This window comes from Microlunatus aurantiacus, from assembly GCF_039536605.1.
Taxonomy (GTDB): Bacteria; Actinomycetota; Actinomycetes; order Propionibacteriales; family Propionibacteriaceae; genus Microlunatus; species Microlunatus aurantiacus.
The window spans coordinates 71,567-85,099 of the sequence record NZ_BAAAYX010000020.1 but is presented as its reverse complement, the minus strand read 5'-3'; the positions used below and the strand labels follow the sequence as shown (position 1 = coordinate 85,099).

General features: G+C 70.7%; 16 protein-coding genes. 9 read left to right on the top strand and 7 right to left on the bottom strand.

Annotation, left to right across the window (positions count from 1 at the left end):
- The first annotated feature begins 109 nt into the window (after positions 1-109).
- The 3 genes from ABD714_RS18770 to ABD714_RS18760 are packed head-to-tail and all read left to right on the top strand — an operon-like array spanning position 110 to position 2,825.
- On the top strand, positions 110-991 hold the full coding sequence (locus ABD714_RS18770; RefSeq protein WP_344813975.1) for an ABC transporter substrate-binding protein: 882 nt from the start codon (positions 110-112) through the stop codon (positions 989-991).
- Positions 988-1,959, top strand: a complete 972-nt coding sequence (locus ABD714_RS18765) for an amino acid ABC transporter permease (RefSeq protein ID WP_344813974.1) — start codon at positions 988-990, stop codon at positions 1,957-1,959. Before ABD714_RS18770 ends, ABD714_RS18765 begins: the two co-directional genes overlap by 4 nt.
- Positions 1,960-2,006: 47 nt before the next feature.
- The gene (locus ABD714_RS18760) at positions 2,007-2,825 is read left to right on the top strand and encodes an amino acid ABC transporter ATP-binding protein (protein WP_344814309.1); all 819 of its coding nucleotides are present in this window, start codon (positions 2,007-2,009) and stop codon (positions 2,823-2,825) included.
- 9 nt (positions 2,826-2,834) lie between these two features.
- Here the strand turns inward: ABD714_RS18760 and ABD714_RS18755 are convergent, their stop codons facing one another.
- Complete coding sequence (locus ABD714_RS18755; protein WP_344813973.1) at positions 2,835-3,161, bottom strand: hypothetical protein; 327 nt, start codon at positions 3,159-3,161, stop codon at positions 2,835-2,837.
- Positions 3,162-3,433: 272 nt separating this feature from the next.
- Here ABD714_RS18755 and ABD714_RS18750 point away from each other — a divergent pair, with 272 nt between their 5' ends.
- Positions 3,434-3,685, top strand: coding sequence for a WhiB family transcriptional regulator (locus tag ABD714_RS18750; RefSeq protein WP_091074038.1), 252 nt, complete (start codon positions 3,434-3,436; stop codon positions 3,683-3,685).
- 78 nt (positions 3,686-3,763) lie between these two features.
- On the opposite strand, the gene ABD714_RS18745 is transcribed toward ABD714_RS18750, so the two are convergent.
- Positions 3,764-5,251, bottom strand: coding sequence for a sensor histidine kinase (locus tag ABD714_RS18745; protein ID WP_344813972.1), 1,488 nt, complete (start codon positions 5,249-5,251; stop codon positions 3,764-3,766).
- Positions 5,252-5,377: 126 nt separating this feature from the next.
- Between ABD714_RS18745 and ABD714_RS23100 the strand changes: the two genes are divergently transcribed.
- Positions 5,378-5,452 carry a 50S ribosomal protein bL37 gene (locus ABD714_RS23100; RefSeq protein WP_369797015.1) on the top strand — a complete coding sequence of 25 codons (75 nt, stop codon included), beginning with the start codon at positions 5,378-5,380 and terminating at the stop codon, positions 5,450-5,452.
- 131 nt (positions 5,453-5,583) lie between these two features.
- Here ABD714_RS23100 and ABD714_RS18740 read toward each other — a convergent pair whose 3' ends face one another.
- The 5 genes from ABD714_RS18740 to ABD714_RS18720 all read right to left on the bottom strand — a co-directional run bounded on the left by ABD714_RS18740 (position 5,584) and on the right by ABD714_RS18720 (position 9,223).
- Positions 5,584-6,615, bottom strand: coding sequence for an aldo/keto reductase (locus ABD714_RS18740; protein WP_344813971.1), 1,032 nt, complete (start codon positions 6,613-6,615; stop codon positions 5,584-5,586).
- Between the two features lie 90 nt (positions 6,616-6,705).
- Entirely contained in the window at positions 6,706-6,963 is a 258-nt protein-coding gene (gene rsrA, locus ABD714_RS18735; protein ID WP_344813970.1) for a mycothiol system anti-sigma-R factor, read from the bottom strand.
- On the bottom strand, positions 6,960-7,601 hold the full coding sequence (locus tag ABD714_RS18730; RefSeq protein WP_344813969.1) for a sigma-70 family RNA polymerase sigma factor: 642 nt from the start codon (positions 7,599-7,601) through the stop codon (positions 6,960-6,962). Before ABD714_RS18730 ends, rsrA begins: the two co-directional genes overlap by 4 nt.
- A gap of 102 nt (positions 7,602-7,703) precedes the next feature.
- On the bottom strand, positions 7,704-8,405 hold the full coding sequence (locus ABD714_RS18725) for an alpha/beta hydrolase family protein (RefSeq protein WP_344813968.1): 702 nt from the start codon (positions 8,403-8,405) through the stop codon (positions 7,704-7,706).
- Complete coding sequence (locus ABD714_RS18720) at positions 8,402-9,223, bottom strand: SOS response-associated peptidase (RefSeq protein ID WP_344813967.1); 822 nt, start codon at positions 9,221-9,223, stop codon at positions 8,402-8,404. Before ABD714_RS18720 ends, ABD714_RS18725 begins: the two co-directional genes overlap by 4 nt.
- A gap of 99 nt (positions 9,224-9,322) precedes the next feature.
- On the opposite strand from ABD714_RS18720, the gene ABD714_RS18715 reads away from it, so the two are divergent.
- The 4 genes from ABD714_RS18715 (at position 9,323) to ABD714_RS18700 (ending at position 13,492) form a co-directional block, all read left to right on the top strand.
- Entirely contained in the window at positions 9,323-10,180 is an 858-nt protein-coding gene (locus tag ABD714_RS18715; protein WP_344813966.1) for a DoxX family membrane protein, read from the top strand.
- 73 nt (positions 10,181-10,253) lie between these two features.
- Positions 10,254-11,621 carry a 3-phosphoshikimate 1-carboxyvinyltransferase gene (gene aroA / locus ABD714_RS18710; RefSeq protein WP_344813965.1) on the top strand — a complete coding sequence of 456 codons (1,368 nt, stop codon included), beginning with the start codon at positions 10,254-10,256 and terminating at the stop codon, positions 11,619-11,621.
- Between the two features lie 19 nt (positions 11,622-11,640).
- Positions 11,641-12,639, top strand: coding sequence for a ribosome small subunit-dependent GTPase A (gene rsgA, locus ABD714_RS18705; RefSeq protein ID WP_344813964.1), 999 nt, complete (start codon positions 11,641-11,643; stop codon positions 12,637-12,639).
- 10 nt (positions 12,640-12,649) lie between these two features.
- Entirely contained in the window at positions 12,650-13,492 is an 843-nt protein-coding gene (locus tag ABD714_RS18700; protein WP_344813963.1) for an inositol monophosphatase family protein, read from the top strand.
- Positions 13,493-13,533 lie beyond the last annotated feature (41 nt).

The following is a 13,533-nucleotide window of genomic DNA, read 5'->3' as shown; positions in this document are numbered from 1 at the left end:
CCTTCGGTGCGAGATCCAGCGTCTGCCATGGCAGGATGCCCGAGGATCTCGTGCGTCACAGGTCGTACGAGAAGTCTTCTCGTCACCGACTCCCGGAGGTCACCTTCCTATGCGCATCCCCCTCAAGGCAGCCCTGGCTGCCACGGCGGTCGCCTCGCTCCTGCTGTCCGCCTGCGGCTCCAACACCCTGAGCGGCGGCGACGCGTCACCGGCGCCGACCACGTCGGTCAGCGCCGACGCCGATCTCAACGCCAAGCTGCCCGAGGCGATCCGTACCGCCGGCAAGATCAAGATCGGCACCGACGCCAGCTACGCCCCGAACCAGTTCACCGAGGGCGACAAGATCGTCGGCAGCGAGGTCGACCTCTTCACCGCGGTGGCCAAGAAGCTCGGGGTCGAGGCCGAGTTCGAGAACGCCCCGTTCGCCACCATCATCCCGGGCGTCACCAGCGCCAAGTACGACCTCGGCGTGTCCTCGTTCACGATCAACGACGAGCGGCTGCAGCAGGTCCTGATGGTCAGCTACTTCTCCGCCGGCACCCAGTGGGCCACCGCCGCCGGCAACCCGAAGGGCGTGGACCCGGAGAACCCCTGCGGTAAGACGATCGCGGTGCAGAAGGCCACCGTGCAGGACCTCGACGACCTGCCGGTCCGGCAGAAGAAGTGCGGGTCCGACCCGATCAAGATCCAGCAGTACGCGGGTCAGGACACCGCCACCGCGGCCGTCGCGACCGGCAAGGCGGACGCCATGCTCGCCGACTCCCCGGTGACGGCGTACGCGGTGTCGAAGTCGGGCGGCAAGCTCGAGCTGCTCGGTGACGTCTACGACGCCGCTCCGTACGGTGTCGTGGTGGCCAAGGACCAGCAGGAGCTGGCCCAGACCGTCGCCGACGCGCTCACCGCCATGAAGGCCGACGGCAGCTACGCGGAGATCCTGAAGACCTGGGGCACCAGCGGCGGCGCGGTCGACAGCTTCGAAGTCAAGCCGTGACCGAGCCGGCCGCGCGGGAGCCGGAGCGGCCGGGCATCATCGACGCGGTGCCCGTCCGCCACCCGGGGCGCTACGTCACGATCGTGGTGCTCGCGGTGCTGGGACTGATGTTCCTGCACCTGGTGCTGTTCAACCCGGCCTTCAACTGGCCGTTCGTCTTCGAGGCGATGAACCAGAGCATCGTCATCGAGGGCTTCATCAAGGGCACCCTGCTCTGCACCGTGCTGGCCATGTTCTTCGGGGTGATCGGCGGGGTGCTCCTCGCCATCATGCGGCTGTCGGACAACCCGATCCTGCGCGGCGTGTCCTGGCTGTACACCTGGTTCTTCCGGGCCATCCCCCGGTTGGTGCTGCTGACCATCATGGGCGTGCTGGGGATCCTGTTCCCACTCAACCGGGGTGGTCTGTCGCTCGGCGTGCCGTTCGACTGGAAGCTGATCGAGTGGTTCGGGCTGTCGGGCGACTGGCGCTTCTACAGCGTCGACGCCAACACCCTGTTCTCCGGTCTGGTCGGGGCGATCATCGGTCTGGCCGCCTCCGAGGCGGCCTACATGGCCGAGATCGCCCGGGCCGGCATCAACAGCGTGGACAAGGGCCAGATGGAGGCGGCCCGGGCGGTGGGCATGAGCCGCGGGCTGGCCATGCGCCGCGTGGTGCTGCCCCAGGCGATGCGGGTGATCGTCCCACCGACCGGCAACGAGACCATCGCCATGCTCAAGGACACCTCGCTGCTGATCGCCCTGCCGCTGTCCACGGAGATGTTCTTTCAGCTCTCCCAGATCGGGGCCCGGACCTTTCAGCTGTTCCCCGTCTTCGTGGCGGCGACGCTGTACTACCTGATCGCCACCAGCGTCCTGATGATCGGCCAGGCCTACCTGGAGCGCCGGTTCGGGCGCGGCTTCGGCACCACGGTCAAGTCCACCAAGGAGAAGGCAGCCATCGGTCTGCAGATCGGGGGGTCCAAGTGAGCCACGTCCCAACCGTCGACGCCGAGCACCGGCCCGACTCGGCGCACCTGGTCGAAGCGGTCAACGTGATCAAGCACTTCGGGTCGAACGAGGTGCTCAAGGGCGTCGACCTGACTGTCGACAAGGGCGAGGTCGTCTGCCTGCTCGGACCCAGCGGCTCCGGCAAGACCACCTTCCTGCGCCTGATCAACCAGATGGAGACCCTGACCGGGGGCCGGATCTGGGTCGGCGGTGAGCTGATCGGCTTCGAGGAGCGCAAGGGCCGGCTGCACGTCCGCCACGACTCCGACATCGCCCGACAGCGGTCGCGAGTCGGGATGGTGTTCCAGCGGTTCAACCTGTTCCCGCACATGACCGCGCTCGAGAACATCACCGAGGCCCCCATCCGGGTGAAGAAGATCGCCCGGTCCCAGGCGAAGGCCGAGGCGCTGGCGCTGTTGGAGAAGGTCGGTCTCTCCGACCGCGCCTCCTACTACCCGGCTCAGCTCTCCGGGGGACAGCAGCAACGGGTGGCCATCGCCCGGGCACTGGCGATGAAGCCGGAGCTGATGCTCTTCGACGAGCCGACCTCGGCCCTGGACCCCGAGCTGGTCGGGGAGGTGCTCAAGGTGATGAAGGAGCTGGCGACCGAGGGCACCACGATGATCGTGGTCACGCACGAGATGGGCTTCGCCCGCGAGGCGGCCGACCGCGTGGTGTTCATGGATGCCGGTGTGGTGGTCGAGGAGGGCGCGCCCGATCAGGTGCTGCTGCACCCCCGGCACGAGCGGACGAAGCTGTTCTTGACCAGGGTCAAGCACGAGCACGAGGCCGAAGCGGCCCGCGAGGAGGAGACGGCCCGGCTGCTGGAGGAGCTCGGTTCCTGATCGTCCCGGTCAGGAACCGGTGTCCTGCCCGGCGGTGAAGACCCGGGTCGAGCTGGGCAGCAGCAGGCAGACGATGACGGTCAGCGACACGGCCCCGAGCAGGGCGGCGAACCACGTGGTCTCGCCGCCCCGGAAGCTCCAGGCCACCGGGAGCTGGATGAGCTGGGTCGCGATCGCCGGAGCCCGGCTCCAGCGGCGGCCGCGGAACACGCCGCGCGCCACGGCGATCAGCAGCACCGCATAGCCCAGCAATATGATCGCGGCGCCACTGCCCACCACCGCCCGAGAGGCGCGGGTGGCCAGCAGCTCCAGCACGCCGTAACCGGCGGACGCCACCCCTATCACGGTCAACAGCCCCGCGGCTAGGGCCAACGCCGGATAGATCGAGGATTTGGTGGAGCGAGACACGATGTCAGCGTACGGCTCACAGCAGGCAGCGTCGCCTCAGGTGAAATGTGAGCCAACCGACCCTGTCGACCCTTGTGTCGACGCGATTTGCCTGAAAGTGTGGGTCACGAACCGAGGCGGTCAGTGTAGACGACTCGAGACGTGCTGCAGTATGCGGGTCCCTCCGGGGTCCCGCACCGCGATGAAGGAGTGAGTGGGACATGGATTGGCGCCACAAGGCTGCCTGTCTGGACGAGGATCCGGAGCTGTTTTTCCCCATCGGGAACACCGGACCCGCACTGCTCCAGATCGAGGAGGCGAAGCAGGTCTGTCGCCGTTGCGACGTCCGGGACGCGTGTCTGCAGTGGGCCCTCGAGGCCGGCCAGGACCACGGAGTCTGGGGTGGGTTGAGCGAGGACGAGCGCCGCGCCCTGAAGCGTCGCGCCGCACGGGCGCGCATCCGCACCGCCTGAGCGCCGCACGGGCGCGCATCCGCACCGCCTGAGCGCCGCCCGGGTGCGGATCTGGATCTTCCCGGTCTTCCCGGCGGTCTAGCGCTTCTTCTTCTTCAACGGCACCTCGATCACGGCCTGGGTCCCCGGACCCTGGGGGTTCCGTCCCAGGCGGAAGTCTCCGCCCATGTCCCCGACCAGGGTGTCGACGATGGACAGCCCGAGGCTGGGTGAGGATCGCCAGTCGAAGTCGTCGGGCAGTCCGGCGCCGTCGTCGGTGATCTCCACCCGCAGCCGGCCCTCGCGCACGCCGGGGACGACCCGCACCTCGCCGCGGGTGGCCGTGCCGTCCGCGGAGATCAGACCGTGCTCGACGGCGTTCTGGCACAGCTCGGTGATGACCATCGACAGGTTGGTCGCCAGGTCGGCCGACACCTCCCCGAAGCTGCCGATCCGGACCGCCCGGACGCCGTCGCGGGTGGCCGCCACGTCGACCACCATCCGGAGCAGACCGTCGGCCACCTTGTCGAAGTCCACCACCTCGTCGAAGGCCTGGGACAGCGTCTCGTGCACGATCGCGATGGCCGCCACCCGGGACATCGCGTCGTTGAGGGCCATCTTCGCCTCCGGGGCGGCGATCCGGCGGGCCTGCATCCGGAGGAGAGCGGCCACCGTCTGCAGGTTGTTCTTCACCCGGTGGTGGATCTCGCGGATCGTGGCGTCCTTGGTGATCAGCTCCCGTTCCTTGCTGCGCAGGTCCGAGACGTCCCGGCACAGCACGATGGCCCCGTGTCGCTCCCGACCCCGGGTCAGCGGCACCGACCTGAGCAGCAGGTGGGCGTCACCGGCCACCGCCTCGGCGCGCCGGGCGACGCGACCCTCCAGCAGCGAGTCGAGCGAGTGGTCGATCGGGCCGTCGGTGTGCGGCATCAGGTCGCGGGTCAGGCTGACCAGGTTCTCGTCCACCAGGTCGCCGATCAGCCCGATGCGACGGTAGGCGCTCAGGGCGTTGGGGCTGGCGTACTCGACGTTGCCGTCCGGATCGAGACGGATGAAGCCGTCGCCGACCCGGGGGTTGATGGTCTGGTCGGACAGGTCGGTGGCGATCGGGAACTCACCGGCCGCGACCATCAGCGCGAGATCGGCCGCGCTGTCCAGGTACGAGTTCTCCAGCACGCTGGGGCTCCGCACCCCGAGCTGGTTCGTGTGCTGCTCCACCACCCCGATCACGCGGTCACTGAACCGTACGGGGATGGCGTGGACGTCGACCGGGATGCCGGCGCTCAGCTTGTTGGCGCTGGTCTGGGTGATCTCGCCGCTGAGGAACGCCTCCGAGACCAGGTGGTCGGGCGAGTAGGCGATCAGGTCACCGACGACGTCCTCCAGCAACGCGGTGGGACCGGTCGTGGGGCGGATCTGCGCGACCGCCCAGAACACGTTCTCGTCGTGGTCGGGCACCCACAGCACCAGGTCGGAGAACGCCAGGTCGGCCAGCAGCTGCCACTCCGAGAGGACCTGCTTGAGGCGGCGGTGGTCGTTCTCGGAGAGCGTCGTGTGATCGGCGATGATCTCCGACATCGATGGCATGCACTGCACCCTAGTGGCCCGGTCGGAACCCCCCGACGCACCGGACCGGCCCGCAGTTCGCTTTCCGCTCAGGCGGGGCGACGTGGCAAGATGGAAGGCTGTGCCGCCGGCAGCGAAGGAGTGATCATGGGAAAGACGGGTCGGAAGCGTCGTGCGCGTCGTAAGAAGGGCGCGAACCACGGCAAGCGTCCCAACGCCTGAACCGCGTTGGTCGGTCAGCGGCTCGGCGATCACGCCGGGCCGCTGACGCGTTTCCAGGACCTCTCGGTCCGGGCCGGCTGACCCGGTCGCTTCCCGGGTGAACCGGGAGGCAGGGACCAGCGGCGCCAGGACTAGCGGCGCAGGGCGTCGGGCTGCAGCGCGGGGTTGACGTACGCGCTGTCGAAGGGGTTCGGGGTCGTGCCGGGTGCGACGATCTGGTCGATCCGGTCGAGGACCTCCGGGGCCAGGGTGAGATCGGCGGCGGGCAGCTGGGTGGTGAGCTGATCCAGGGTCCGCGGCCCGATGATGGCACTGGTGACGGCCGGGTGGTTCACCACGAAGGCCACCGCCAGCTCGACCAGGGTCAGACCGTGCTCCTCGGCCAGCGCGGCCAGGGCGTCGGCGGCGTCCAGCTTGCCCGCGTTGGCCGGCTCGTCCAGGTCGTAACGGCGCTGGAAGTGCGCCCGAGCCCCTCGACCGGTCGACGGGACGGGCGGCTCGACACCCTTGCGCCACTTGCCGCTCAGCCAGCCACCGGCCAGCGGGGAGTAGCAGATCACGCCCATCCGGTGTCGCAGCGTCGTCGGGAGGACGTCGACCTCGGGCAGTCGGACCAGCAGCGAGTAGGAGAGCTGCTCGCAGACCGGCCGGACCGTTCCCCGGTCCCGCGCCGCCCACTGGGCTTCGACGATCTGGCTGGCCTGGAACGCGGAGTGGCCGACGTAGAGGATCTTGCCCTGGTGGACCAGGTCGTCGAGGGCGCCCAGCGTCTCCTCGATGTTGGTGTCCGGGTTGGGCCGGTGCAGCTGGTAGAGATCGATGTGGTCGGTGCCCAAGCGGCGCAGGGAGTCCTCGACGGCGGTGACGATCCAGCGCCGGGAAGCGCCGCGCCGGTTCCGCTCCTCCCCCATCGCGCCCTGGAACTTGCTGGCCAGGACCACCTCGTCCCGGCGGCCCCGCAGCGCCTGGCCGACGATCTCCTCCGACTCACCCTGGGAGTAGACGTCGGCGGTGTCGATGAAGGTGACCCCGGCGTCGAGCGCGGTGTGGATGATGCTGACGCAGTCGTCGCGGTCGGCGTTGTTGACCCCGCCGAACATCATCGCCCCGAGGCAGAGGGTGCTGACCTGGACTCCGGTGTCACCCAGACTGCGGTACCGCATGCGTCATCCTCTCGACGTGCATCCACCGGCCAGCCGGTCGTCGCCGGCGACAGGTCAGGAGTTCGGGCTGGGCCACGACCCCGCCGCCGGTCAGCTCAGCTGGTGCCGGGCCACCGAGATCTGCGTCATCACCTTGGAGCGCAGATGATCCGGGGCGACGTCCCCGCCGCAGCAGCGGGAGACCAGTGCCTTGACCGCCTGCTCGACGTCGAACTTCTCCAGGCACGGCTCGCACGCGGCGAGATGGGCCCGGATCTGGTCGCCGCTGGCGTCGTCCAGCTCGTGGTCCAGGAACTCGTACACCCGGTTGAGGGTGTGCTCGCACTCCTCGTTCGACAACCCGGTCACCGCCGACCCCCTTCGTTCTGCGCCATCCCGCGGTCCTTGGCGTACGAGGCCAGGAGGTTCCGCAGTTGGTTGCGCCCGCGGTTGAGACGCGACATCACCGTCCCGATCGGGGTGCCCATGATCTCGGCGATCTCCTTGTAGGAGAAGCCCTCGACATCGGCCAGGAACACTGCCAACCGGAAGTCCGGCGCGAGCTGCTGCAGCGCCTCCTTCACGTCGGAGTCGGGCAGGTGCTCCAGAGCCACCGTCTCGGCCGACTTCAGACCGGACGACGTGTGCGACTCCGCTCGCGCCAGCTGCCAGTCCTCGATGTTCTCGCCGTCGGCGATCTGAGGCTGTCGCTGCTTCTTGCGATAGGAGTTGATGTAGGTGTTCGTCAGGATCCGGTACAGCCACGCCTTGAGGTTGGTGCCCGGCGTGAACTGGTGGAAGGACGCGTACGCCTTGGCGTACGTCTCCTGCACCACGTCCTCGGCATCCGACGGGTTACGGGTCATCCGCAGCGCGGCGGCGTACAGCTGGTCGATGTAGGCAAGGGCCTCGGCCTCGAAACGGGCGTGCCGCTCCTCGGCCGTCTCCCGGGGGACGGTCTCGACGTCGGGTGCGCTGGTGGTGCTCTCGCTGGTGGGGAGGGTCATCACGTACGAGCGTACCGGCGCCGGCTGAGAAAAGCCTCGGCGCACCGGGGGGCGCTCGGACACGGCTGCGGTCATGCAGATCACAACGCGGTAGCGGCGTGGCTATTCCCCCGGGGTGTCCCGCACACCGGCGACCAGCTCCACCGCACTGGCCACCACCAGCGCACGCAGGTCGGCCGGGCGGAAGTCGGCCCGGGCCGGGGTCGCGAACCCGTGGTCGGCACCGGGCAACGGAACCACCACGACCTCGTCACCGCCGTCGGTCGCGGCCAGGACACCCGCGAGCTCGGCCGCGGTCCCGAACGTGTCCCTGGTCCCCTGCAGCACCAGCCGGGGCACCGACGGCGACAGCAGCTCCGGCAGCCGCGACCGCTCGGGACGACCGGGCAGGTGCAGGGGAAACGCCAGACACAGCACCGCGGCGACACCCAGCTCCTCCGCGGTCCGGCAGGCCACCCGCGCGCCGGCACTCCGTCCGCCCGCGACCACCGGGAGACCGACCAGCTCCGGACGTCGGGTCAGGCTCGCCACAGCCGGCAACCAGCCGACGTCCAGCCGGGGCGGCGGGACGGCCACCTTGCGCCCGGCGAGCCGCCAGGGCTGCTCGAACCGGGCCACGGTGGTCCCCAGCGGCGGCAGCTCACGGGCCAGCAGCGCCAGGTCCATCGCCGTAACCCCGCCGCCGGCGCCGTGGCCGAGGACCAGGACTGCCGAGGGATCGGTGGCGGCGTCGACGTGCCAGCGGCCCGGTCCCTCCGGCGTGTCCACCTCGACCACGACGGTGGCCGGCGCCGGCTCCGTCACAACAAGGTGTCCTGGGCCGGCCCGGCGTCCTGGGTGGCCTCGTCCGGGTCGTCGACGGCCAGCGGCTCGAGCAGTGACGGGTCGTTGTTGCTCACCTTGTTCACCGCCGTCGACACCGCGTACGCCTCCAGGGCCTCCGCCTCGGTGACCTGCAGGAGGTCGAGAGCGGTCTGCGGATCGGTCACGGTCGGGTCCAGCCAGGAGTCCCACGCCGACCTCGGCACCACCATGGGCATCCGGTCGTGCAGATGACCGACGGCGTCGGTGGCCTCGGTGGTGATGACCGAGCAGGTCCGCAACCAGGCGGTGTCGTCGTCGGCGTCCTTGGCCGGATCACGCCAGATCTCGTAGATGCCGGCCATCACCAGCAGGCTGCCGTCGGCACGGTGGATGAAGAACGGCTGCTTCCTGGCCTTGGCCGAGCCCTTGCCCGCCGCGACCGGGGCACGACCGAGGACCCGCTCGGTCGCCTCCGGCGCGTACCACTCGTAGAAGCCGTCGGCCGGCAACAGGCACCGGCGGGTGGCGAAGGCCCGGCGGAACGCGGGCTTCTCGGCCACCGTCTCGACCCGGGCGTTGATCATCCGGGCGCCGCCCTTCGCGTCTTTGGCCCAGGACGGCACCAGCCCCCAGACCAGGGGGCTGAGCCGACGCACCACGGTGTCCTCGGTCCGCGAGCGCCGCTCCAGCACCGCCGGGACGGCCACGGTCGGGGCCACGTTGAAGTCGGGCCCGGGCAGCTCGCCGAGGATCTCGTCGATGTCGAACTCCTGGACCAACGTCTCCGGACGTGAGCTCGAGGCATACCGACCACACATGGCTGCGACGCTACCGGCCGACTCCGACAGTCCCCCGTGCTGGTCCGGAACCGCCGGCCCCGTGTTGGTCTGGCACCTCCGGCACGGTAGGAATGGTCCATGACGTTGTTGCGCTCCACCGCACGCACGATGCTGGCCTCCTACTTCGTGGTCAGCGGACTCAAGGCCGTGCGCGATCCCGATTCCCTGGTTCCCGCTGCCGAGCCGCTGGTCGACGGGGTCGTCCCGACCGTGCAGCGCTTCGCCCCGGAGCAGGTCGCCAGCCTGGTGCCGACCGACGCCAAGACGTGGGTCCGCATCAACGGCGCGCTCGAGCTCGTCGGCGGCATCGCCCTGGCCACGGGCAAGGGCCGGCGCCTCGGTGCTGCCCTGCTCGCCCTGTCGCTGGTGCCCACCACCATCGGCAAGTACCCGTTCTGGAGCCGGAGCGACCCGGCCGAGCGCGCGGCGGACCGGGACCACTTCCTCAAGAACGTCAGCCTGCTGGGTGGCGTGCTGATCGCCTCCCGTGACACCGAGGGCAAGCCGAGCCTCGGGTACCGCGCGCACAAGGGTGGTCAGGCGCTGGCGAAGAACACCAACGCGATCGCCGCCGACACCAAGAAGGCGGGGCGCAAGGTCGCCAAGGAGACCCGGGAGCTGACCGACTCGGCGCTGGCCGAGGGCGCTCTCCTGGTGGGCGCGCTGGTCGGCACCACCGGCAAGAACCGGAAGAAGATCAAGAAGCAGATCGCGGCGGCCAAGAAGACGGCCACCCGCCAGGCGGCCGACGCCCGGCAGGCGGCGACCAAGGCCGCCAAGCAGGCCCAGAGGGACGCCGGGAAGTTCGCCAAGCACACCGGGCGGGACGCCGGCAAGCAGCTGGAGGCGGCGAAGAAGGAGGCGGCGAAGCAGATCGCCGCCGCCAAGAAGTCGGCTCAGAAGTTCACCGAGAACATCGAGCTGGGCGAGAACTGATCCCGGCGCGGGGGCCGGTCCGGGGCCACCGGACCCGGCCCCGCACGGTGGGCCTCGCGTAGACTCCCCCGCTGTGTCGACCACCCCGCTTCCCCCGCGATCCGCCGAACCCGCCACCGCGCCGAGCGGCGCCTGGCCCGCACCGACCGCCCCGGCCCCGATCCGGGCGACCGTCCGGGTGCCCGGCTCGAAGTCGGAGACCAACAGGGCCCTGGTGCTGGCCGCGCTGGCCACCGGTCCGTCCACCATCACCAACGGCCTCGACGCCCGCGACACCCGCCTGATGCGGGACGGGCTGCGCACGCTCGGCGTGGACGTCGACGACAGCGGTGACAGCTGGCGCGTCACCCCGCCGGCCGGCTTCACCGGAGGCGGCACCGTCGACTGCGGGCTGGCCGGCACCGTGATGCGGTTCCTGCCCCCGCTGGCCGTCCTGGCCGATGCTCCGGTCGCGTTCGACGGCGACCAGCAGGCGTACGCACGGCCGATGGGCCCGCTGCTGGACGGGCTCACCGCGCTCGGAGCCCGGGTCTCGGGCGACGCCCTGCCGTTCACGGTGACCGGTGGTGCCGACCTGACCGGCGGGCTGGTGACCATCGACGCCAGCACCTCGAGCCAGTACGTCTCCGGGTTGCTGCTGATCGGGGCCCGCCTGGCCGAGGGGCTCGATCTGCGGCACGCCGGCGGTGACCTGCCCTCCCGGCCCCACATCGCCATGACCGTGGCCATGCTGCGGGCGCGGGGGGTGGAGGTCGACGACAGCGAGACCGATCGCTGGGTGGTCCGGCCCGGCACGATCGCCCCGCTCGACGTGACGGTCGAGCCCGACCTGTCCAACGCCGCCCCGTTCCTGGCCGCGGCCGCCCTCACCGGCGGCTCGGTCTCCGTCCCGCACTGGCCGGCCGAGAGCAACCAGCCCGGCATCGTGCTGCCGCACATCCTGCAGCAGTTCGGCGCCGACATCACTTACGAGGACGACGGTGCCCTCACCGTCACCGGGACCGACGAGATCGACAGCATCGAGATCGACCTCCGCGACGCCAGCGAGCTGACCCCGGTGGTGGCGGCCATCGCCGCCCTGGCCGCCGACACCAGCCACATCCACGGCGTCGGCCACATCCGTGGGCACGAGACCGACCGGCTCGCCGCCATCGCCACCGAGCTGGAGGGACTGGGGGTCAGGGTGAAGGTGACCGATGACGGTCTGGTCATCCACCCGCGGCTGCTGGGCGGCGGCACGTGGCACACCTACGCCGACCACCGGATGGCCCAGGCCGGCGCGCTGATCGGGCTGGTGGTCGAGGACGTGGTCGTCGACGACGTGGCCTGCACCGACAAGACGATGCCCGAGTTCGTGCCGCTGTGGACGGCGATGCTGGCCGAGGCGGCCGGCGAGTCCGCCGCCGAGATCGCCGCCGATCCGGACAGCGCTCCGCAGTGACCGGGTCCGGTTCCCGCGCGTGACGTCCCGCGGTCTCTACACCGACGAGCACGCCGCCTTCGAGCGGCCGCGCCGCCGGAGCCGACCCCGCACCAAAGACCATCCCGACTACTCCGCGGCCGCCATCGGGGTGGTGATCACGGTCGACCGGGGGCGCTACCGGCTCGTGGTCGACGACCACGAGGTGGTGGCCACCAAGGCCCGCCAGCTCGGCCGCACCGGGGTGATCGTGGGCGACGAGGTGCGGGTCGTCGGCGACACCAGCGGGGAGGAGGGCACCCTCGCCCGGATCGTGGCCGTCGAGGAGCGCCGGACCGTGCTGCGGCGGACCGCCGACGACGACGACCCGTACGAGCGGCCGATCGTGGCCAACGCCGACCAGCTGGTGATCGTCACCGCCCTGGCCGATCCACCGCCGCGGACCGGGATGATCGACCGGATCCTGGTGGCCGGCTTCGACGCCGGGCTGGCCCCGCTGCTCTGTCTGACCAAGGCCGATCTGGCCTCCCCCGACGTGCTGCTGGCCCAGTACGGCCCGCTGGACGTGGCGATCGCGGTGACCCGGCCCGGTGCCGACCTGGCCGAGCTCCGCCGGCGGCTGGCCGGTCACCGCAGTGTCTTCGTGGGCCACTCCGGGGTCGGCAAGTCCACCCTGGTCAACGCGTTGATCCCCGACGCCTTCCGGGCGACGTCCCACGTCAACGAGGTGACCGGCCGTGGACGGCACACCTCCTCCTCGGCGATCGCGCTCCGGCTGCCCGCCGACCCCGCGATCGACGGTGACCCGGGCTGGGTGATCGACACCCCCGGCGTCCGCTCCTTCGGCCTGAGCCACGTCACGCCGCAGCGGATCGTCGCCGCGTTCGACGACCTGGCGGCGATCGTGGCGGACTGCCCGCGGGGCTGCACCCACACAGCGGCCGAGCCGGAGTGCGCCCTGGACGACGCCGTCGGTCGCGGCGAACTGTCTCCCGTACGACTGGAGTCGTTCCGCCGGATGCTCGGGTCGGGCCAGTAGCGTACGAGGCATGTCCGGAACCCCCACCCCAGCAGCCACGTCGAGTGATCCGGCGTTCCGGAACCTGACCGATGACCTCCGGCTGGCGCACCTGCTGGCCGACGACGCCGACTCGATCACCATGAACCGGTTCAAGGCCCTCGATCTGCACGTGGTCGCCAAACCCGATCTGACCCCGGTCTCCGACGCCGACACCGCCGTGGAGGAGGCCCTGCGCCGCACCCTCGGCCGGGCTCGCCCGCGCGACGCCGTGCACGGGGAGGAGATGGCCGACACCGGCTGGGGTCCGCGTCGCTGGGTGATCGACCCGATCGACGGGACCAAGAACTTCGTCCGCGGCGTGCCGGTTTGGGCCACCCTGATCGCGTTGATGATCAACGACGAGGTGGCCGTGGGCGTGGTGTCGGCGCCGGCGCTCGGCCGCCGCTGGTGGGCCAGCCTGGGCGGCGGCGCGTACGCCGGCAAGTCGCTGATGTCGGCCACCCCGTGCAAGGTCTCCGACGTGGCCGCCATCGAGGACGCCTCGCTGAGCTACTCCTCCATCCCGGGCTGGGTGGAGTCGGGCCGCGGCCAGCAGTTCGTCGATCTGATGCGGGGCTGCTGGCGGAGCCGGGCGTACGGGGACTTCTGGTCCTACATGCTGCTCGCCGAGGGCGGGGTGGACATCGCCTGCGAGCCCGAGCTGGCGCTGCACGACATGGCCGCCTGCTCGATCGTGGTCAGCGAGGCGGGCGGCCGCTTCACCGACCTCGACGGCGTCCCCGGGCCGCGCGGCGCCAATGCGGTGGCCACCAACGGCCGGCTGCACGATCTCGTGCTGGACCAGCTCGCCCTGGCCGACGAGGAGTCCTGACCCGACGATCGTGGCCGCGGCGGCGGCCCGGGTGGGCCAGG

Coding starts and splice junctions, on each gene's coding strand:
- ABD714_RS18770 (WP_344813975.1), top strand. CDS start 110: ATGCGCATCCCCCTCAAGGCAGCCCTGGCTGCCACGGCGGTCGCCTCG.
- ABD714_RS18750 (WP_091074038.1), top strand. CDS start 3,434: ATGGATTGGCGCCACAAGGCTGCCTGTCTGGACGAGGATCCGGAGCTG.
- ABD714_RS18745 (WP_344813972.1), bottom strand. CDS start 5,251: ATGCCATCGATGTCGGAGATCATCGCCGATCACACGACGCTCTCCGAG.
- ABD714_RS18740 (WP_344813971.1), bottom strand. CDS start 6,615: ATGCGGTACCGCAGTCTGGGTGACACCGGAGTCCAGGTCAGCACCCTC.
- ABD714_RS18730 (WP_344813969.1), bottom strand. CDS start 7,601: ATGACCCTCCCCACCAGCGAGAGCACCACCAGCGCACCCGACGTCGAG.
- ABD714_RS18720 (WP_344813967.1), bottom strand. CDS start 9,223: ATGTGTGGTCGGTATGCCTCGAGCTCACGTCCGGAGACGTTGGTCCAG.
- ABD714_RS18715 (WP_344813966.1), top strand. CDS start 9,323: ATGACGTTGTTGCGCTCCACCGCACGCACGATGCTGGCCTCCTACTTC.
- ABD714_RS18700 (WP_344813963.1), top strand. CDS start 12,650: ATGTCCGGAACCCCCACCCCAGCAGCCACGTCGAGTGATCCGGCGTTC.